At 46.9% G+C, this 19738-nt stretch carries 18 protein-coding genes and 1 other RNA gene; 11 read left to right on the top strand and 8 right to left on the bottom strand.

Annotation, left to right across the window (positions count from 1 at the left end; translation table 11 throughout):
- Window positions 1-2: 2 nt before the first annotated feature.
- The 5 genes from gatB to garD form a co-directional block, all read right to left on the bottom strand.
- On the bottom strand, window positions 3-287 hold the full coding sequence (gene gatB, locus OGX94_RS13570; RefSeq protein ID WP_003828616.1) for a PTS galactitol transporter subunit IIB: 285 nt from the start codon (window positions 285-287) through the stop codon (window positions 3-5).
- Between the two features lie 29 nt (window positions 288-316).
- Entirely contained in the window at window positions 317-781 is a 465-nt protein-coding gene (gene gatA, locus OGX94_RS13565; protein ID WP_003828615.1) for a PTS galactitol transporter subunit IIA, read from the bottom strand.
- Window positions 782-795: 14 nt separating this feature from the next.
- On the bottom strand, window positions 796-2067 hold the full coding sequence (gene gatZ, locus OGX94_RS13560) for a tagatose-bisphosphate aldolase subunit GatZ (RefSeq protein ID WP_003828612.1): 1272 nt from the start codon (window positions 2065-2067) through the stop codon (window positions 796-798).
- Window positions 2068-2200: 133 nt separating this feature from the next.
- Window positions 2201-3055 (bottom strand): tagatose bisphosphate family class II aldolase, encoded by an 855-nt coding sequence (locus OGX94_RS13555; protein ID WP_257662132.1) that lies wholly within the window; start codon window positions 3053-3055, stop codon window positions 2201-2203.
- A 177-nt stretch (window positions 3056-3232) separates the two neighbouring features.
- The gene (gene garD, locus OGX94_RS13550) at window positions 3233-4804 is read right to left on the bottom strand and encodes a galactarate dehydratase (RefSeq protein WP_257662131.1); all 1572 of its coding nucleotides are present in this window, start codon (window positions 4802-4804) and stop codon (window positions 3233-3235) included.
- A gap of 405 nt (window positions 4805-5209) precedes the next feature.
- On the opposite strand from garD, the gene garP reads away from it, so the two are divergent.
- The 7 genes from garP to OGX94_RS13515 all read left to right on the top strand — a co-directional run bounded on the left by garP (window position 5210) and on the right by OGX94_RS13515 (window position 12609).
- Window positions 5210-6544: a galactarate/glucarate/glycerate transporter GarP gene (gene garP / locus OGX94_RS13545; RefSeq protein ID WP_003828604.1), complete on the top strand. Its 1335-nt coding sequence runs from the start codon at window positions 5210-5212 to the stop codon at window positions 6542-6544.
- 15 nt (window positions 6545-6559) lie between these two features.
- On the top strand, window positions 6560-7330 hold the full coding sequence (gene garL, locus OGX94_RS13540; protein WP_008785889.1) for a 2-dehydro-3-deoxyglucarate aldolase: 771 nt from the start codon (window positions 6560-6562) through the stop codon (window positions 7328-7330).
- Window positions 7331-7360: 30 nt separating this feature from the next.
- Window positions 7361-8251: a 2-hydroxy-3-oxopropionate reductase gene (gene garR / locus OGX94_RS13535; RefSeq protein WP_003828600.1), complete on the top strand. Its 891-nt coding sequence runs from the start codon at window positions 7361-7363 to the stop codon at window positions 8249-8251.
- 65 nt (window positions 8252-8316) lie between these two features.
- Window positions 8317-9462, top strand: coding sequence for a glycerate 2-kinase (gene garK / locus OGX94_RS13530; RefSeq protein ID WP_032934186.1), 1146 nt, complete (start codon window positions 8317-8319; stop codon window positions 9460-9462).
- 32 nt (window positions 9463-9494) lie between these two features.
- An RNA gene (gene rnpB, locus OGX94_RS13525) (RNase P RNA component class A) lies at window positions 9495-9871 on the top strand.
- Between the two features lie 289 nt (window positions 9872-10160).
- The gene (locus OGX94_RS13520; protein WP_230121644.1) at window positions 10161-11555 is read left to right on the top strand and encodes a tyrosine-type recombinase/integrase; all 1395 of its coding nucleotides are present in this window, start codon (window positions 10161-10163) and stop codon (window positions 11553-11555) included.
- Between the two features lie 355 nt (window positions 11556-11910).
- Window positions 11911-12609 carry a YagK/YfjJ domain-containing protein gene (locus tag OGX94_RS13515; RefSeq protein WP_202633449.1) on the top strand — a complete coding sequence of 233 codons (699 nt, stop codon included), beginning with the start codon at window positions 11911-11913 and terminating at the stop codon, window positions 12607-12609.
- Window positions 12610-12915: 306 nt separating this feature from the next.
- Here the strand turns inward: OGX94_RS13515 and OGX94_RS13510 are convergent, their stop codons facing one another.
- Window positions 12916-13494 carry a recombinase family protein gene (locus tag OGX94_RS13510; RefSeq protein WP_044701290.1) on the bottom strand — a complete coding sequence of 193 codons (579 nt, stop codon included), beginning with the start codon at window positions 13492-13494 and terminating at the stop codon, window positions 12916-12918.
- A gap of 440 nt (window positions 13495-13934) precedes the next feature.
- On the opposite strand from OGX94_RS13510, the gene OGX94_RS13505 reads away from it, so the two are divergent.
- A complete protein-coding gene (locus OGX94_RS13505; RefSeq protein WP_161623116.1) occupies window positions 13935-15455 on the top strand; it encodes a flagellin N-terminal helical domain-containing protein in 1521 nt (506 codons plus the stop codon).
- 80 nt (window positions 15456-15535) lie between these two features.
- Window positions 15536-16060 (top strand): phase 1 flagellin transcriptional repressor, encoded by a 525-nt coding sequence (locus OGX94_RS13500; RefSeq protein ID WP_161623115.1) that lies wholly within the window; start codon window positions 15536-15538, stop codon window positions 16058-16060.
- Window positions 16061-16221: 161 nt separating this feature from the next.
- On the opposite strand, the gene OGX94_RS13495 is transcribed toward OGX94_RS13500, so the two are convergent.
- On the bottom strand, window positions 16222-16857 hold the full coding sequence (locus OGX94_RS13495) for a hypothetical protein (RefSeq protein ID WP_237727468.1): 636 nt from the start codon (window positions 16855-16857) through the stop codon (window positions 16222-16224).
- 11 nt (window positions 16858-16868) lie between these two features.
- Complete coding sequence (locus OGX94_RS13490) at window positions 16869-17114, bottom strand: hypothetical protein (RefSeq protein ID WP_049016222.1); 246 nt, start codon at window positions 17112-17114, stop codon at window positions 16869-16871.
- A 191-nt stretch (window positions 17115-17305) separates the two neighbouring features.
- On the opposite strand from OGX94_RS13490, the gene OGX94_RS13485 reads away from it, so the two are divergent.
- Complete coding sequence (locus OGX94_RS13485) at window positions 17306-17515, top strand: hypothetical protein (RefSeq protein ID WP_071941304.1); 210 nt, start codon at window positions 17306-17308, stop codon at window positions 17513-17515.
- A 1191-nt stretch (window positions 17516-18706) separates the two neighbouring features.
- Entirely contained in the window at window positions 18707-19645 is a 939-nt protein-coding gene (gene tdcA / locus OGX94_RS13480) for a transcriptional regulator TdcA (protein ID WP_003828596.1), read from the top strand.
- Window positions 19646-19738: the final 93 nt, after the last annotated feature.

Here is a 19738-nt window from a genome sequence, read left to right as displayed (position 1 = left end):
CGTTACCCCACGAGGATAGTCAGTATTTTTTGCTGTAATGCTTCGATACCCACACCTGAAACAAAAGGCATGCCGTGGACCACTGGGATATCGCCAAACGTACGGTCAACGCGGGCGGTGGTACAGATAAGATCCGCTCCATCCATATAGGTTTCGATTTCTGTTACCCGACATTGAACCAGGTCGAGTTGGATATTGTTGGCTTCACAGAGTTCTTTAATTTCTTCTGCCGCCATTGTTGAAGTTGCTACAGCACCGCCACAGGCCACAATTACTTTACGTTTCATAGGGTATTCCTTTTATTATCAGTTTTTTATCAAGCCTGTGCGCAGGGCTCAGACTCAAGGATTTTTTCCCGAAAGAGCATGGCCAGTTCTGCATCAGGCGCATTCAGCAATGCTTCAATGGTGTTCGGGTTTTGTAGCTCACTAAACAGACGACGCAGGAGCTTCAGCTGCGCAGTCGGGTTCTCAACGATTAAGGCGATAATTAAAGAGACGGCTATCTCTTCGTCATCATCTGCTTGTTGAAAGTTGACCGGTGTATCCGGGCGAATCAGATAGATAGCAGGGGATATCGCATGCACAGCTTCACAATGTGGAATCGCAACGGCATGACGTTCCAGCGCTATTCCGGTTGGAAAAGTTGCTTCACGCTCAATCAGGGCCTGCGGATAGCTTTCATACACGACCCCTTTGGCCAGCATCTCCTCCCCAATATGTGTCAGCGCATGCTGACACGAGCTAAAGTTAATTCCTGTTCGAACAAAAAGTTGGCTCATATATTCTCCAGATTTCAGGCAATTACTGGTGCGCAACCAAAGCGATAGGCGCGCAGAACGTCCTGGATTTTGTCGATAATCAGATTGTGTGGTGTGGCGGTTAACGTCCCTTCAGTCAGGCGTTCAAATTGCACGGGCATAAACTGGCTAATGAGTCCCAGTGGTAAAGCGATGTCATTAAGGTTGGTGATTAATTTCTCTACACTTTGACGAATGCGGGGATGCGGCCAGTAGTAACGAATACGGTCGGAGAGGCTGAAGTGAATATCGACCATCGCCTGGCTCCAGGTTGGGCGATAATATTTTTTCCAGTAGTCCGGTTCATTCAACATTACTTCGTCAATTACTTCCAGAACCCGGCTCCGTTGTTCTGGGGAGATCAGTTCATTTTCCATTTGCGCAAGAGCAAAAATAGCTTCGCGCAGGGCAAAGGTGAGTGCCGGACCCACTTTCAATATTGCATAGTGATCGCGTACCAGAGCACGGTATGCCTGGCGGGTTTGATAATCGGTAGAATGCGCTTCGTAGACCATTGGTGTCTCTTTTATCCAGGCGGATAGCGCTTCTGCTGCTTGTGGTTGGTAGTGAATGATTTGGGTGTGATCGAACTCGACGCCGGGTTGAACCACAATGGCGATTACACGAGTTAACGCCTCTTCAAGCCCTAATGCGCGGAAGGCAACCTGATGGGTTTCCAGTGTCCGGGCGGCATCTTCTTCGCGTGTGACATGAACGGTGCCAATGGTGCTGGCTTCTCCGCCTGGTACGGGAACTTCTGTTCCAATAACGTAAGTCAGATGGTGTTTCTGTTCTTCGGTTGCCGTTGTTTCTGCGGCCTGGCAAAGTACGGCTGCTCGCTGGGCAACAACCATTGGATCTAACGGCGTTGGGTCGTCAGCACAGGACATCGAAGCATCAAGATGGATTTTGCTGAACCCTGCGGCAACGTAAGCTTTGATTAAGGCTACGGATTTTTCCATCGCTTCTGCCGCAGGTTCGTTTTGCCAGCAGTTAGGGCCGAGATGATCGCCACCCAGAATCAGCCTTTCGCGAGGAAAACCAACCGCTTGTGCGATGCTATAGACAAAGTCACGGAAATCAGCGGGTTTCATCCCGGTATAACCACCAAACTGATTAACCTGATTAGAGGTCGCTTCGATTAGAACTTTCGTGTTCGTATTGAGATCAAAACGTAATGCAGATTCAATAACCAGCGGATGGGCTGAACAAACAGAACAAATACCTAAATGCTCACCTGCTTTATGACGAGAGATTATTTCTTTCACTTCTATCTCCGATATCTTTTGTTTATCTTCATAATATTTTTGGATTGAAGGCAAAGGGTAAAAGCATCTTTCGTGATCCAGCTTTAAAAACAGACCTTTGTCAGAACCCGTACAATTCGAATTAATTAATCAATTACAACTTTCCTTCGCAGCCGCAGTCGGCAATCACCTTACGTACTACCTCTTTCATGGCCGCTTTTGCTGGCATCATGTAATGCCGTGGGTCGTTCGCATCGGTATGTGCGCTCAGGTAGGTTTTGAGTGCGCCAGCAAAGGCGATTTTAAGTTCGGTAGCGACGTTAACTTTGCAGACCCCTAAGGAGATTGCGCGCTTAATATCATGTGTAGGCAGGCCAGATGCGCCATGTAAAACCAGTGGGATATCAACGTGCTGACGAATCTCGGCTAGTCGATCGAAATCCAGTTTAGGTTCAGCGTTATACAGACCATGAGCTGTGCCAATCGCGACAGCCAGTGAGTCGATACCCGTTTTTTCCACGAACTCCCGAGCCTGTTCTGGGTGGGTATATAGCGCGTCTTTTCCGTCCACGATCAGGTCATCTTCTTGCCCACCCAGCCGTCCCAGCTCAGCTTCAACGCTAACGTCATAGCGGTGGCAGTAGTCTGTTACGTGTTTAACTAATGCAATGTTGTCGGCAAACGGCAGATGGGAACCATCGATCATCACGGAGCGAATGCCTGTAGCGACTTTCGCTTCAATATCGGTGGCGCTTTCATGGTGATCGAGATGGATGGCGAGAGGATGGTTCCAGCTTCTTGCCAGTTCACTGGCGATTGCAACGATGTTACCGACCCCGGCATAACTAAAAGTGCTAGGTGTGCCGGCGACGATCAACGGAGAGCGTAGTTCGGCTGCTGTTTCCACGACAACCTGTAAGGTCTCCAGGTTGTGAATGTTAAACGCCGGTACGGCATAGCCTTCTTGCTGCGCCTTCTTCAGCATCATTTTGCTTGAGATGATAAACATACTTCCTCCGAAGTCTTTCGATTTCTTTCTTCGAAATAAAGTATATGGTTTCGTAACGTTTTTTGTGATTTCGATCTGATAAATGAAAGTTTCGAAAGAAATGGGAGGTTTACGAAAGGTTGCGGCGAAAAAAAAGCATGCCCGAAGGCATGCTCATTAAGAAAATACGGTAGATAATCAGGTCACTGGCGCCGGGTTAAACACCGCCAGCTGGTTATGCAGTCCCCACTGGTCCGAGAAGGTTTTCTTACGCCCGCTGGCGACGTCGAGAATAAATTCGAACAGTTTCAGACCCACATCTTCAATGGTTTCTTCTCCGGTGGCGATGGTGCCCGCGTTAATGTCCATCAGGTCAAACCAACGGTTGGCCAGCTCGGTGCGTGTCGCCATTTTAATCACCGGCACGGCCATCAGACCATACGGCGTACCGCGACCGGTGGTGAACACCTGCACGGTGATCCCGGAAGCGACCTGCTGTGTACCGCAAACAAAATCACTGGCGGGGGTTGCAGCGTAAATCAGGCCACGTTTGGTTGGGCGCTGACCCGGCGACAATACTTCGACAATCGCGCTCTTGCCAGACTTGGCAATCGAACCCAGCGCCTTTTCCACCACGTTTGCCAGACCGCCTTTCTTGTTGCCCGGAGAAGGGTTGGCACTGCGATCCGTTTTGCCCATATCAAGGTAGTTATCGTACCAGGCCATCTCTTCGAGCAGGCGTTTACCGACTTCTTCGTTAATCGCACGTGGGGTCAGAAGGTGGATGGCATCGCGCACTTCGGTTACTTCAGAGAACATTACGGTCGCGCCGCAGCGTACTAACAGGTCGGAGGCATAACCCACCGCCGGGTTGGCCGTCACGCCGGAGAACGCATCGCTACCGCCGCACTGCATGCCTACCACCAGTTCTGAAGCCGGGCAGGTTTCACGTTGGCGCTGATTGAGTTTTTCCAGATGACGTTCGACCACCTGCAGAATATCGGTGACCATCGATTGAAAGCCGACGTGCTTTTCATCCTGCAGGCTGACGATACTGGCGCTGTCGACCGGAATACTTTTCACATCGTGCGTGCCCTCCAGCAGCCGCTCTGGCTGCAGTTTTTCGCAACCGAGGCCGATGACCATCACTTCACCGCCAAAATTCGGGTTAAGCGCAATATTGTGAATGGTGCGAATCGGCACGATGGCGGCTGGAGCATTGATCGCCACGCCGCAGCCATACAGATGATTGAGCCCCACCACACCGTCAACGTTCGGGTATTTAGGCAGCAGATCGCGCTCAATGATTTTCACCACATAATCCACCACGCCCGCTACGCAGTGCACGCTGGTGGAGATACCGAGTAGATTTTTGGTACCTACGCTACCGTCAGCATTGCGGTAACCTTCGAAGGTATAGCCCTCTAGCGGTGGCAGCGGCTCTGGCACTTTAGTTGCCAGCGGCAGCGTCTCCAGCGGCGGGGCTTTGGGCAGCTCAACCATTGATTCATCAATCCAGCTGCCGCGTGGGATATCGCGAACGGCATAGCCTATCACTTCGCCATAACGCACGATTTCGCCATGAACAGGAATATCCAATAGCGCCACTTTATGACCCTGGGGAATATGTTCAATGAGTTCCAGTCCGTCCGGAAAACGCGTTCCGGCTTTCAGACCATTGTCATTGACAATTATCGCCACATTATCTGTTTCGTGAACTTTAATATAAAACGCCGTTGGCGATTCTTGTCTGATTTCGATGTCGGCCATTGTCCAGTATTCTCCAACAAGGTGGTGATAATAGTGTGGATATTTATATTTTGAATCTAATTGTAAGTAATAAAGATTCGGTATCGTGAAATAAGAATGTCAGGAGTTTAACGTGAAGAATGTGATGATGATCACTTAAACTCAGCAAGGCCGCGTCGCCGAGGGTAGCAATACGTAAATGTGTGCATTAGCGCCCAGGCATGTGTGCATATGCCCAAAACATTAATTAAATAACGCTAGTTTAATGAGCGTTTGAACAATGATTAACGTTGTGTTGATGATTATACTAAATCACGGTTTCATAACGCCTGATAAATTATTATCTATTTCTATTATCGGTAATTTATCACGAGAAATACCCACAAAATAATAATAAAAACCTTTTATGTGCCCGAGGTAAATAGAATGATATTGGATACAGTTGTCGAGAAAAAGAAAGGTACGCACACCCGTTATTTAATATTGCTGATAATATTTATTGTTACAGCCGTTAACTATGCGGACCGTGCGACGCTGTCTATTGCCGGAACTGAAGTGGCGAAAGAGTTACATCTCAGCGCCATCTCAATGGGTTACATTTTCTCCGCCTTCGGCTGGGCTTACCTGTTGATGCAAATCCCCGGCGGCTGGCTGCTGGATAAATTCGGCTCTAAGAAAGTCTACACCTACAGTTTGTTCTTCTGGTCACTGTTTACCTTCCTGCAGGGCTTTGTGGACATGTTCCCGCTGGCCTGGGCGGGTATTTCAATGTTCATCATGCGCTTTATGCTGGGCTTCTCGGAAGCGCCATCCTTCCCGGCTAATGCCCGTATCGTGGCGGCCTGGTTCCCAACGAAAGAGCGCGGTACGGCATCTGCGATTTTTAACTCTGCACAGTATTTCTCCCTGGCGCTGTTTTCCCCGCTGCTGGGCTGGCTGACCTTCGCCTGGGGCTGGGAGCACGTCTTTACCGTAATGGGCGTGATTGGTTTTGTGCTTACCGGACTGTGGGTAAAGTTTATTCATAACCCAACCGATCACCCGCGCATGTCGCAAGAAGAGTTGAAGTTTATCTCTGAAAACGGCGCGGTCGTGGATATGGACCATAAAAAGCCGGGCGATGTGAAGTCAGGTGGTCCTAAACTGCATTATATCAAGCAGTTGCTCACGAACCGTATGATGCTTGGTGTGTTCTTTGGCCAGTATTTTATCAACACAATTACCTGGTTTTTTCTCACCTGGTTCCCGATTTACCTGGTTCAGGAAAAAGGTATGTCGATCCTGAAAGTGGGCATGGTGGCTTCGATTCCGGCACTGTGCGGGTTTTTCGGTGGCGTGCTCGGCGGCGTGTTCTCTGATTATCTGATTAAACGTGGTTTCAGCATTACCCTGGCGCGAAAGCTGCCGATAGTGCTCGGCATGTTGCTCGCATCGACCATTATTCTGTGTAACTACACCGATAATACCGCTCTTGTGGTGGCGCTGATGGCGCTGGCTTTCTTCGGTAAAGGTTTCGGCGCGCTGGGTTGGCCGGTGATTTCCGATACCGCGCCGAAAGAGATTGTCGGTCTGTGCGGTGGGGTATTTAACGTATTTGGCAACGTGGCTTCCATCGTCACCCCGCTGGTGATTGGGTATCTGGTGAGCGAGCTGCACTCATTTAATGCTGCGCTGATGTTTGTAGGGTGCTCGGCGCTGATGGCAATGGTTTGCTACCTGTTTATTGTCGGTGACATTAAACGTATGGAATTGCAGAAATAAACAAAGGTATAGGCGATGAATAACACGATTTTCCCGAATAAGTTTAAAGCGGCCCTCGCGGCGCAACAAATTCAGATTGGCTGCTGGTCTGCATTGGCCAGCCCAATCAGTACCGAAGTTTTAGGTCTGGCAGGTTTTGACTGGCTGGTACTGGATGGCGAACATGCGCCGAATGATATCTCGACGTTTATTCCGCAATTAATGGCGCTGAAAGGCAGCGACAGCGCGGCGGTAGTGCGTGTACCAACCAACGAGCCAGTGATTATCAAGCGCCTGCTGGATATCGGGTTTTACAACTTCCTGATCCCGTTCGTTGAGACGGAAGAAGAAGCGGTTAACGCTGTGGCGTCGACCCGCTATCCGCCGGAAGGTATTCGTGGCGTGTCCGTATCCCATCGCGCCAATATGTTTGGCACCGTACCGGACTACTTTGCGCAGTCGAATAAGAACATCACCATCATCGTGCAGATCGAAAGTCAGCAGGGCGTTGATAACGTTGACGCAATCGCGGCGACAGAAGGCGTTGACGGTGTCTTCGTCGGACCAAGCGATCTGGCCGCGGCGCTAGGCCACCTCGGCAATGCGTCACATCCTGATGTGCAGAAAGCTATCCAGCACATTTTTGCCCGCGCGAAAGCACACGGCAAACCAAGCGGCATTCTGGCCCCGGTAGAGGCGGATGCGCGTCGTTATCTGGAGTGGGGCGCGACGTTTGTTGCCGTTGGCAGCGACCTTGGCGTGTTCCGTTCAGCCACGCAGAAACTGGCTGATTCTTTTAAGAAATAACCACCATCGACAGTAGAGAGAGATAAAGACATGACAATGAAAGTTGGTTTTATTGGCCTCGGTATTATGGGTAAACCAATGAGTAAAAACCTCCTCAAGGCAGGTTACTCGCTGGTGGTTGCTGACCGTAACCCGGAATCCATTGCGGAAGTAATTGCCGCAGGCGCTGAAACCGCCGCCACGGCGAAAGATATCGCTGAGCAGTGTGATGTGATCATCACCATGCTGCCGAACTCTCCGCATGTTAAGGAAGTGGCACTGGGTGAAGGCGGCATTATTGAAGGGGCGAAACCGGGCACAGTGCTTATCGACATGAGCTCCATCGCGCCGTTAGCCAGCCGTGAAATTAGCGATGCGCTGAAAGCGAAAGGCGTGGATATGCTGGATGCGCCGGTCAGCGGCGGCGAGCCAAAAGCGATTGACGGCACGTTGTCGGTGATGGTCGGCGGTGATAAAGCGATTTTCGACAAGTACTACGATCTGCTGAAAGCGATGGCAGGCTCCGTGGTGCATACCGGTGAAATTGGCGCGGGTAATGTCACCAAGCTGGCGAATCAGGTGATTGTGGCGCTGAACATTGCCGCGATGTCTGAAGCGCTGACGCTGGCGACCAAAGCGGGTGTGAATCCGGACCTGGTGTATCAGGCGATCCGTGGCGGGCTGGCAGGCAGCACCGTGCTGGATGCGAAAGCGCCGATGGTGATGGATCGCAACTTTAAACCAGGTTTCCGTATTGACCTGCATATCAAAGACCTGGCGAACGCGCTGGATACCTCTCATGGCGTTGGCGCTCAGTTGCCGCTGACTGCTGCAGTCATGGAGATGATGCAGGCGCTACGTGCAGATGGATTGGGTACAGCCGATCACAGTGCGCTCGCATGCTACTACGAAAAACTGGCGAAAGTGGAAGTCACTCGCTAACAAGAAGGGCGCGGATGCGCGCCCTGTATTTCTTGCCTTGCGCGGCACTGTCAGGCTACATAACTATGAAAATCGTAATTGCCCCAGACTCTTATAAAGAAAGCCTTTCTGCCACCGAGGTAGCTCAGGCAATAGAAAAAGGATTTCGGGAAATTTTCCCCGATGCGCAATATGTTTCTGTTCCGGTTGCCGATGGTGGCGAAGGAACGGTCGAAGCCATGATTGCCGCGACGCAAGGGAGTGAACATTCAGCGCAAGTAACGGGGCCGCTGGGCGAAAAAGTGAATGCCTGCTGGGGCATGTCTGGAGATGGTAAAACCGCGTTTATCGAAATGGCGGCAGCCAGCGGTCTGGCGTTGGTGCCTCCTGAAAAGCGCAACCCTTTAGTCACTACGTCACGCGGTACCGGAGAGTTGATTTTGCAGGCGCTGGATAGCGGTGCGCAGAGCATCATTATTGGCATCGGCGGCAGTGCGACCAACGACGGTGGCGCGGGTATGGTGCAGGCACTGGGGGCAAAACTTTGCGACGCCAACGGGACAGAGATTGGCTACGGTGGTGGAAGCCTGATGAGTCTGAACTCCATCGATATCTCGGGTCTGGATCCGCGCTTAAAAACCTGTTCCATTCGCGTGGCCTGCGATGTGACTAATCCTCTCATCGGCGATTCTGGCGCTTCGCGCATTTTTGGCCCGCAGAAAGGGGCGACGGAAGAACGCATTCTCGAACTGGACCGTAATCTGTCTCATTATGCCGACATCATTAAAAAATCGCTGCGGGTCGATGTGAAAGATGTGCCAGGCTCCGGTGCGGCAGGCGGAATGGGCGCGGCGTTAATGGCTTTTTTAGGCGCCGAGCTGCGCAGCGGTATCGAGATTGTGACCCAGGCGCTCAATCTGGAAGAGCATATTCACGACTGTACGCTGGTGGTGACCGGCGAAGGGCGGATCGACAGCCAGAGCATTCACGGCAAAGTGCCGGTAGGCGTGGCAAATGTCGCGAAGAAGTACCACAAACCGGTTATTGGTATTGGTGGTAGCCTGACGCGCGATGTGGAGGTAGTGCATCAATATGGTATCGATGCGGTGTTTAGCGTATTGACCAGCATCAGCACGCTGGAAGAGGCCTTCCGTGGGGCATTTGATAATATTTATCGCGCCTCAAGAAACATCGCTGCCACGTTAGCGATAGGAATGCGCAGTGCGGGGTGACATTGCCCCGCAAACCCTCTATACTGCGCGCCGAAGCTGACCAGACAGTCGCCGCTTCGTCGTCGTCCTCTTCGGGGGAGACGGGCGGAGGGGAGGAAAGTCCGGGCTCCATAGGGCAGGGTGCCAGGTAACGCCTGGGGGGGAAACCCACGACCAGTGCAACAGAGAGCAAACCGCCGATGGCCCACGCAAGTGGGATCAGGTAAGGGTGAAAGGGTGCGGTAAGAGCGCACCGCGCGGCTGGTAACAGTCCGTGGCACGGTAAACTCCACCCGGAGCAAGGCCAAATAGGGGTTCACAAGGTACGGCCCGTACTGAACCCGGGTAGGCTGCTTGAGCCAGTGAGCGATTGCTGGCCTAGATGAATGACTGTCCACGACAGAACCCGGCTTATCGGTCAGCTTCAACTTCTTCTAAAACAATACGTTGGTGTGTCTCAGGCCTTAATAGGTGAAAATGTGACACAGACTGTGATACAAACGAGACATACCAACGGTTGTTCCATCCCGAATATTATTAAGCGTGGCAATCGCTACCACCTTCATTTCAGGCTATCTACAGGCCGATTCTTTCGCATGTCTTTGGGTAGCGATTCAGCCAACAGAGCAAGATTTATATCTTCTCGCCTCTCTATGTTTATTTCTCTTGTAAAATCGTCCAAGATGGAAGCAACGCTATTAATGGATATAGTGCAGAAAATGAAGAAGTTAGAACAAAACGATATTGATAAGTATTTGCTTGAAATTCAGGCAGGTTTTTATGCCGCAGCGAAAAAAATCCCCTCTACTGTACGTACTACCTTGCGAAAATCAGGTTCATTGGCCCGTGAAAAACGTATTGCGCTTGATGTTGGATTGCTACTTGATGGAACCTTCAAACAAGATGTTGAGCCGCTATCGACAGATTCAGTTATAGAACAACTTGGTAGCCAGTTTGATCTTACGGGCATGGAGGATGAAATCGATAATGTGGCTTCACAGTATGACCTCCTCTGGAGACACTATTGCGATGCACATATAGCCTTTATGGATCAGCGACATTCTGATTACCAACAGATTGTTAACTCCATGCGTCCAGACAACCACTATGCGCCTACCGTAGCCGATAAACCTGAAGAATCATTGGCCTCTGGGATTACTTTATCTAAGGCATGGCAGGGATTTCTCGCATTTAAGCCTAATTGGGTGCCTAAGATTCGACAGGGTAATGAGAAATATTATGAAGTGATAGAGATGGTTCTTGGTGCTGATACGTTAGTTACTGAAATCACTCGGCGCGATATTAAACACTTGCTTGAAGTCGTTGAAGGTCTTCCTCGCCAAAACAAGAGCCCATACAACAAGATGACTATCCAGCAATGTTTAGATTTGGATGAAGTTCCAGAAGAAGACTTAGTTTCATCAAAAACGGTCAAAGATTATCTGAAACTTTGTCAGGGATTATTTTCAACCTACCTGACCAAAGAAGAGGATATTCTTGAATTACCGCCTACAAACAACGTCAAGTATGAAGCAAAAAGTCACAGCTACGGCCATTACAATCGTACAGAAATGAGAAAGTTGGTAGAACATTTCGCGACATTAGATGGTTGGAATAAATGGGGTTTTTTGTTGCTAGCGTATACAGGGGCCCGTCGTTCTGAAATCGCAAAACTGAAGGTTTCAGATGTGCGCTTGGACGACGATAGCCAACGGTATTACATCATGATCGGAGATAGTAAGACTGAGGCGGGGATTCGGCAGGTTCCTATATCAAAGCGTTTGATTAATATGGGGTTTTTGGGTTATTTGGATAGCAAAAAGGCAGATGCCAACTTGTTCCCAGAAATCACTAATACAAGTCAGGTAACGCGGCTTTTCCATGCAATACGTGAGCAATTGGGTATTGCTTATCTTGATGATTATAAAAATAGACGTATTGTGCATAGCTTACGTCACACTTTCGTAACTGAGATTCAGGCAAAGCACACCCTCACACTTGTTCAGCAAACGATAGGTCACGAACATTCAAATCAAGGGCAAACCAAGGTTTATACGGGCAAGATGAAAGTTTCGGATTTGCTTCCAGTTGTTGATAGTGTTGATTGGTTTTAGTGATAGTCATTCTAATTCAATGGGGTTACTGGACCATAGCCAAGCACTTATCGCTTGTGAAGCATTGAATTAGGCTATAGCAAAAGCGGAAAAATTGCAGAATCAAACCTGAAAAATACCGCAGATTAAAATAATCTTTGCACTGCTATGAATTGTGCGCTATTGTTACTTTGGGTTTTTACGCACAATGTAAACTTTCTTCGAAAAAATTTTATCAATCTTTTTTACCGTCAGCCTTTGGCTGATGGGGTTTGTGCTACCCGTAACCGTTCCGTTTTACGGTGGTCAGATGGTAATAACTTACGTGTGTGTACGCGAGGGGGGTGTTGTGTCAGAAGAAGGATCTATTCAGTCAATGCTCGCACGGGCTACGCCTTACACAACTACTGTTCATAAACACGGGCGTTACAGGGTCATCACAGGTGATGTTTTCATTCGTCATGGTTACGCCTACCCGATCAACGCCACCGACCAATCTGGTGTTCGCCTTGATATCCTTAACCCTATAGCAGAACAGCTTGATGCAATACTGTCCATCTACAGCCGGGTTTACTTCTCTCGCTTCGATTTACGTTTACCTGAGAATACCCCAATAGACACAGGCAACAGGTGGGTAAGCGACCTGTTTAAAAAACTACGTGAACGCCTGAGGGCTAAATTAAACAGGCCTGAGGGATTGGCAGAACCGATCCTCAACTTTGCTTATGGCTGGGTACGGGAGAAAGAGGAAGCAAAGCAGGTGCATTATCATTGCTGGATTGCTCTCCCGCATCGACAGGTTAGACGCCTTGGGACACCCACAAGCGGCATTGCCGGAAGTATTGTTGAAATCTGGATGGGCCTGACGGGCGGTAAAGCAGCGCTGGTGGAGCTGCCAAAAGCAACGGAAAGATATCCGAATCATTACGTTATCGAAAGAAATAGGCCGGAAACGCTAAAGGGTCCCTTTCTGTGGGTATCATATCTGGCGAAAGAGCGTGGGAAGTATCAGACCGGAAATGGGGATCGGGTACACTCAACATCAAAGTTGAGCAATAAAAACCATAATTGCTAAATCCTTCGTGTAACGCTCTCTACGGCCTTCAAATCAGGAGGCAGTACCTTCGCATTACCCACGCCAAAAAAAGCGCTCACGATAGCGCTCATTGCGTTTAACAATACCCTCTCTCACATATCACGGCTTAACTTTTAAATATAGCACCACATCTCTATCTTTTCCACGTAGATTTAAGCTGGTGTGCGGCTCCGCTGGATTTACTGTCGCCGGAATATTTCGGATTAATTGACCCGAAAATAGCCATAATTAAGCCTCACACGTTGGCAGGGCAGCATCTGAATCTGAGTGAAGACAGGTTAAATCTTACGCCTCTTTGATGTTCCAGTTTCGTTTGATAGTCGGGAGACTTAAATTCAATGCTAACGCCGCTTTGGACTGACTCAGCCCCTTAGCTCTGGCTTCCTGTACACGCTGAAGGGTATCTGACGCAACCGGACGGCCTAACTTCTTCCCTTCCTTCCTGGCTCTTACTAAACCCTCTTTTGTACGTTCAATGATGCGGGATTTTTCGAATTCTGCAAACGCAGAAAACATTTGCAGCATCAACTTCCCTTCCGCGCTGGAAAGGTTACGCACAGGCAGATCCAGTGAAACAACATCAATCCCTTTATCCACCAGCATCGTAATGGTTTGCTGCACGTCGATGTTGTCCCTTCCCAGGCGGTCCAGTTTCAATACTACAAGCTGATCCCCAGCCTCCAGTTTATGAGTCACCATATCAGCAAAGCCTTTGCGCTGCATTGCCTGTACTCCCCCTGACACGGTTTCTGATATCACCCTGCTATCATTCACTGCATAGCCAGCCTGACGAATCGCCATAATCTGGTTTTCTGTTGACTGTTCGCTGGTGGACACACGGCAATATGCAAATGTACGGCTCATAATCGCTCCCCTGATTGGTATCAAAAACGGTATCATAATTAACTAATGGTATCATAATGTCAATACGCTAATTTAATGACACCAATTTAAGGTAGGGTTTACTGGTATCATAAAACGTTCGATTGTTGATACTAACTAGGTCAATGCCATTGACCTGCATGATATTTGTAAAAGATCGAGAGTTATCTTTGTTCGCTGGTGGAACCCGCTTGACCGATCTGGCAATCGCTAGCCATTTTTTGTGAAGTAGCAAAAGAGAGCAAGACTTGATGAAAAAATACACATAATTGGTTGTGTGCTGTTAGTGGTCCCTAACCGGATAAAAAACAAATAAAAACAATAGATTGATGAAAATAAAAAAAAGATAAAGTTTAGGTCAAAGTTGTCGATAACTTGAATGACACAGGTAAGCCAGCTTATACACCCAAAAGGAAAATCTTATGGCACAAGTTATCAATACCAACAGTCTGTCGCTGTTGACTCAAAATAACCTGAACAAGTCACAGTCATCCCTGAGTTCAGCTATTGAACGTTTGTCTTCTGGTCTGCGTATTAACAGTGCGAAAGACGATGCTGCTGGCCAGGCGATTGCTAACCGCTTCACCTCGAACATCAAAGGTCTGACCCAGGCGTCCCGTAACGCTAACGACGGTATCTCATTAGCTCAGACTACTGAAGGTGCGTTGTCTGAAATTAACAACAACCTGCAACGTGTACGTGAGCTGTCTGTTCAGGCGACCAATGGCACTAACTCTCAGTCTGACCTTGATTCCATTCAGGCTGAAATCACCCAGCGTCTTGGCGAAATTGATCGTGTATCCGGTCAGACTCAGTTCAACGGCGTGAAAGTATTATCGCAAAGTGGCGAGCTTAAGATTCAAGTTGGTGCAAATGATAATGAAAACATTACCATTAACCTTAAAGAAATTAACTCCAAAACATTAGGTTTGGATGGTTTTAACGTTAACAATAAATTAGTAAAAGGTCCTGAAACTAGTAGCGGTATTTCAACCGTGAATCCTGAAGTTAATTTGGACATTGCTACATTAACCACTGACGTTGCAGCTATCGTTCCTACTGAAACTTCAATTGACGGTAATGGTATCCGCAAAGCCGATGACGGTAACTACTACGTCAAAGTTAAAGGTGCAACTACAGATGCTGATAAAAAAAATGGATACTATAAAGTTACTGTAAATGCAACAAATGGTCATGTGACCGTTGATACAACTGGGCCAGTAAAAACTGATCCTTCATTTGGTGCGGCGGCAGGAACTGGTTCTACAGCGCTTATTACTAGCGTTAAAGACACTTCAGTGAATCATGCTGTCACTCTTGATACTGCTAGTACAGCCGGTATTGCAAACGCGAAACTGGTTACACTGCAGGATAGTGAAGGTAATAACTTGAAAGGTGCCGATGGTAAAGAAATTTATGCTATCAAAGGTGACGATGGGAAACTTTATGCTGCAAAAGTAAATACTGCGACTGGCGACGCAAAAGTAATCCAACAGAATTACACCGATAAAAAGGGCAAGGCTCAAACAGCTAATGTAACCTATGGCGGTGAAGATGGATTAACTCAAGTCGTTAGTATTGACAGCAAAGTTTACAAGCAGGCTGATATAGCGTTACCGGCTAATAATGATTTACGTACAGCTAATTTAACTGAGCAAAAAGTTAATACTGCCAATCCTTTAGCTCAGCTCGATAAAGCTCTGGCGCAAGTCGACGCTCTGCGTTCTGACCTAGGTGCGGTACAGAACCGTTTCGATTCTGCTATCACCAACCTGGGCAATACCGTAAACAACCTGTCCTCTGCTCGTAGCCGTATCGAAGATGCTGACTATGCGACCGAAGTGTCCAACATGTCCCGCGCGCAGATCCTGCAGCAGGCTGGTACTTCTGTTCTGGCACAGGCTAACCAGACCACGCAGAACGTACTGTCTCTGCTGCGTTAATATAGTTTATAGTACTAAGCCCCGTGATTGCGGGGCTTTTTTGTTTAATGTGCTAAAACTGGTTCTAAGGTACAACTGTTATGAATGATATCTCATATGGTCGAGAAGCGGAAAAATGGCCCCGTGAATATTCTACGCTTGCTCGCAGGATACAATTTCTACGCTTCAATGATTATCCTGTAAAGTTGGTAAGCGGCAACGGGCAATCAATAATCGGTTATATTTCAAAGTTTAATCAGAAAGAAAATATGATCTTGGCATCTGATGAAGCTAAGGGAAGCAATAGGATTGAGGTAAAACTTGAGTTTCTCGCATCACTCGAAGAATTGCCGATTAGCGAAAATTTAACTGCAAGACTTATTGCTGCTGATGTTTTTAATGTTCAGCCATGTGACCCAACAAGGAAAGACTTTTTTTCTATCTGCAATAAGTGTTTCAAACAAGGAGTGGGTATAAAAGTACATATGTTAGATGGGCGCATTCTGATTGGGGAAACAACTGGTGTTAATGCTTGTCAGGTTGGAATGATTAGACCTAATGGCAACCATATGCAGATCATGTTTGATTGGGTTAGCAGAATAACCTCCTCAGATTACTCTGATTAAATTCTAATGGTATCAACTACTTATCAATATTTTCATAAGGATAATTGGTCAAGAGAATGTGTAACTACTTCAATAAATATGGATCCGTTTAGCTGATCTTGCATCTTGTTTTCAACATGATGTTACGAAAGGAGGCCGCTAGATGCAGCCCCTGAGATGGGTCATCGGAAATCTTTCATTCTGAATTTGTACGTTACATCGTCAGAGTCCGCGTGTAACTCTTTCAATGTGAGTTCGTCATCTCGAACCATAAACACCACATTAAATTCAACATTACCAGTGCCCTGCCAACGGTTAGAACTTTGACCTGACTCTTTCCAAATCACGTTGTCATCAGATAATTTACAGTCGAATGAAAAACGCTGGTTATCCGAAGGGCGCATGTATGAAACAGTAAACACTCCAGCAGTTTTTGTTTTGACTACATGAGTTTTATCCACACTCTTACCGAACATACCTGCAATTGCTGCCTTACAGACTTGAGATTGAGTGAATGGCGTAGTTGATGCTGGCATAAGGTTCACCGACGCAGCTTTCTTTACCTTTACTGCTTCAGGCGCAACAAATGGCTGACTTGTTGGAGCATCATTGCTAGCTACATCATTCGAGTAATAGGAGTTCCCAGTATTCTCACTACCGCCGCCACTACATCCTTTATAAATCGCTATCGCGATGATACCTAAAAAGATGAATCCTCTCACGGGAGACTGATATGGTTTTTTAACACCACACCCTGGACACACTTTCGCTTCTGAAGAAACCTTCTGCCCACACTCTCTGCAAGACCTCATTGCCATGATACAAGTCCTTAATCATTAACTGCGACGGTATACCGCCCGCCTTTGTCCTTAATTACATACTGGTAGACATCATCGCAGAACACAGTAACTGAGCCACCAAAAGCAGCAGGGAAGACACCATTCACTTTGTCACATTGATAACCAGCATTACGAATAACAGCTTGGCTTTCTGATTTCAGTTCAGGCGATCCATCACCCGCCAGCACGCAATTGGACATGCTAACCCCCAGAAATACCGCAACAATCTTTTTCATAATAGCCTCATTAGTTGAGTAAAATTTGTGCACCATAGGCAAACACAAAGATGTGATTAAATTACTTTAATCGATCGATACTATAAAATCGATCGGTAAAATTGATCAACATGGTTACTATAATCGTCTAAGGAGATTGAAGATTGCTAAGCAGTCGTGATTGGTGAAAAACGAACATTGAGGGGTTAAGGATGAAAGGTTCTGTATTGATATTTTGCAGTTTGTTGTTGCCGTTTAGCGCCAACGCGGGTCGAATAACGATGAGTAACCCGGATCAATCGACTATGGAAAATGGTCGGACTCTCTGTGTTTATAGCAATAGCGTTTACACGTTTACCTATATCACGAAGTCGAAACATTGCCCGTACAGCAAAAGCTTCGACACGGCTGACAGCGAGTAAATTTCAGGACTATCGTTGTGATACAAAGTGGGATACAGTCTGTGATACAAGACAACACAAACGCCACAGATGCCTGACGTATGGTTGATTTTTCCTGACTTATCGGTCAGCTTCACTCTTTATAAAACCCCGCTTCGGCGGGGTTTTTGCTTTCAGGGTAAGCCAGATGAATGACTGTCCACGACGCTATGCTCAAAAGAACGCGGCTTATCGGTCAGCTTCACTCTTTATAAAACCCCGCTTCGGCGGGGTTTTTGCTTTCAGGGTAAGCCAGATGAATGACTGTCCACGACGCTATGCTCAAAAGAACGCGGCTTATCGGTCAGCTTCACTCTTTATAAAACCTCACTTCGGTGAGGTTTTTGCTTTCTGGGCGGTTGCCATGCCTGATGGCGCTGTGCTTATCAGGCCTACTGGGGGAGAGACTGGTTTTGTAGGCCGGATAAGGTGTTTACACCGCCATCCGGCAGAGGTTTTACAGCGAGCATTGAGATTGGTTTTCGAGGATGCAGGCGCTTATTTCCTTCTTATCTAATTTTTATATCCCTATTATTTATGCACCGAATTTCTTTTATCTGAGGGGAATGTGTCGGTGGATATTTCTAATTTTGTGACGACCAACACAAAACGCTGCGCGATACGTTTTTATCGAGAATAATCGAACGCAATCGATCTCCATCACAAAATTACTTGCTAATAAATTGCACAAAATCAGTGTTAATATAATGTTATATATGATAATTGTTTGTATTTTTTAGATTGAATTTTAATAAATGTAATGTTTCTTTACAAACAAATATGGCGAAAAAATGTGATGCATAACGTTATTTAATCACCATAATCATTAAAATATAATTAAATTTGATAAGTTGTTTATTAAATTTAAGCGCCATCTTGCCTGATAATTGTTCTGTAATTGATTGAAATATAGCCTTTCATGGTTTTAAAAAATAGTGGAAAAAATGGAGGTGTTATAGCCATAAAAAATCGTTATCCCCCCATCTTTTTTTGATTAAAGTCAGGATAAAGCGAGATCGATAATTCATATCTATATGATTATTAAGTGATTTAAATTTTAACGATAGTCTTACAAAATGTAAGTCAAGGGGATTTGTGAGGGGTAGCACATATCCTTGTTCGCTTAATTTGGTACACTTCCTGCCGTCAACAAAGTAATTAACGCAGGTCGATATGAATACTATTACACTCCCTAAAACACAGCACTTAGTGGTCTTTCAGGAAGTCATTAGAAGCGGTTCTATCGGCTCAGCTGCAAAAGAATTAGGTTTAACTCAACCCGCTGTCAGTAAAATCATCAATGATGTTGAGGCTTATTTTGGTATTGAGTTGGTAGTACGTAAAAATACTGGTGTGACATTGACTCAGGCAGGTCAGGTGATGCTCTCATGGTCTGAATCTATTACCCGTGAAATGAAAAACATGGTTGATGAGATGAACAGCATGACGAGCAACGCGGTCGTTGATGTGTCGTTTGGCTTTCCTTCACTGATTGCCTTCACCATCATGTCCGGCATGATTAAAAAATTCAAAGAAGTGTTCCCGAAGGCGCAGGTTTCTATGTATGAAGCTCAGCTCTCCTCCTTCTTACCGGCGATTCGTGACGGACGTCTGGATTTCGCCATCGGTACGCTGAGTGATGAGATGAAACTGCATGATCTGCACGTTGAGCCGCTCTTTGAGTCAGACTTTATCCTGGTTGCCAGCAAGTCCCGAACATGCACCGGCATCACCTCGCTGAGCGCGTTGAAAAACGAACAGTGGGTGTTGCCACAAACGAATATGGGGTACTACAGCGAACTTCTTACCACGTTACAGAATAATGGCATCAGCAGTGAAAACATCGTTAAAACAGACTCTGTCGTTACGATTTATAATCTTGTTCTCAATGCTGATTTCTTAACAGTAATTCCCTGCGATATGACCACACCGTTTGGCTCAAACCAGTTTATTACTATCCCGGTAGAAGAAACTTTACCCGTCGCGCGTTATGCCGCCGTGTGGTCGAAAAATTATCGAATTAAAAAAGCAGCATCTATTTTGGTGGAATTAGCCAAAGAGTATTCATCATATAATTGTCGGAGACGAAGGCAATTAATTGAAATTGATTAAAAATTGAATTTGTTTTAACACGAAATAAACGCCATCTGTCTATATCTGACAATGTTCACGGCTATCTATTTACTTTAATACCCAGGTAAGAGG

Source organism: Citrobacter sp. Cpo037, from assembly GCF_030332945.1.
In the GTDB taxonomy this organism is placed as follows: Bacteria; Pseudomonadota; Gammaproteobacteria; order Enterobacterales; family Enterobacteriaceae; genus Citrobacter; species Citrobacter portucalensis.
This window is presented reverse-complemented; position numbering and strand designations above follow the sequence as displayed.

Bases quoted from the DNA above. Each gene is read 5' to 3' on its own strand.
- garK (WP_032934186.1), top strand. From the start codon at position 8,317: ATGAAAATCGTAATTGCCCCAGACTCTTATAAAGAAAGCCTTTCTGCC.
- gatB (WP_003828616.1), bottom strand. From the start codon at position 287: ATGAAACGTAAAGTAATTGTGGCCTGTGGCGGTGCTGTAGCAACTTCA.
- OGX94_RS13520 (WP_230121644.1), top strand. From the start codon at position 10,161: ATGAAGAAGTTAGAACAAAACGATATTGATAAGTATTTGCTTGAAATT.
- garD (WP_257662131.1), bottom strand. From the start codon at position 4,804: ATGGCCGACATCGAAATCAGACAAGAATCGCCAACGGCGTTTTATATT.
- OGX94_RS13515 (WP_202633449.1), top strand. From the start codon at position 11,911: ATGCTCGCACGGGCTACGCCTTACACAACTACTGTTCATAAACACGGG.
- OGX94_RS13500 (WP_161623115.1), top strand. From the start codon at position 15,536: ATGAATGATATCTCATATGGTCGAGAAGCGGAAAAATGGCCCCGTGAA.
- gatA (WP_003828615.1), bottom strand. From the start codon at position 781: ATGAGCCAACTTTTTGTTCGAACAGGAATTAACTTTAGCTCGTGTCAG.
- OGX94_RS13510 (WP_044701290.1), bottom strand. From the start codon at position 13,494: ATGAGCCGTACATTTGCATATTGCCGTGTGTCCACCAGCGAACAGTCA.
- garR (WP_003828600.1), top strand. From the start codon at position 7,361: ATGACAATGAAAGTTGGTTTTATTGGCCTCGGTATTATGGGTAAACCA.
- OGX94_RS13555 (WP_257662132.1), bottom strand. From the start codon at position 3,055: ATGTTTATCATCTCAAGCAAAATGATGCTGAAGAAGGCGCAGCAAGAA.
- OGX94_RS13490 (WP_049016222.1), bottom strand. From the start codon at position 17,114: ATGAAAAAGATTGTTGCGGTATTTCTGGGGGTTAGCATGTCCAATTGC.
- tdcA (WP_003828596.1), top strand. From the start codon at position 18,707: ATGAATACTATTACACTCCCTAAAACACAGCACTTAGTGGTCTTTCAG.
- OGX94_RS13485 (WP_071941304.1), top strand. From the start codon at position 17,306: ATGAAAGGTTCTGTATTGATATTTTGCAGTTTGTTGTTGCCGTTTAGC.
- garP (WP_003828604.1), top strand. From the start codon at position 5,210: ATGATATTGGATACAGTTGTCGAGAAAAAGAAAGGTACGCACACCCGT.
- OGX94_RS13495 (WP_237727468.1), bottom strand. From the start codon at position 16,857: ATGGCAATGAGGTCTTGCAGAGAGTGTGGGCAGAAGGTTTCTTCAGAA.
- garL (WP_008785889.1), top strand. From the start codon at position 6,560: ATGAATAACACGATTTTCCCGAATAAGTTTAAAGCGGCCCTCGCGGCG.
- OGX94_RS13505 (WP_161623116.1), top strand. From the start codon at position 13,935: ATGGCACAAGTTATCAATACCAACAGTCTGTCGCTGTTGACTCAAAAT.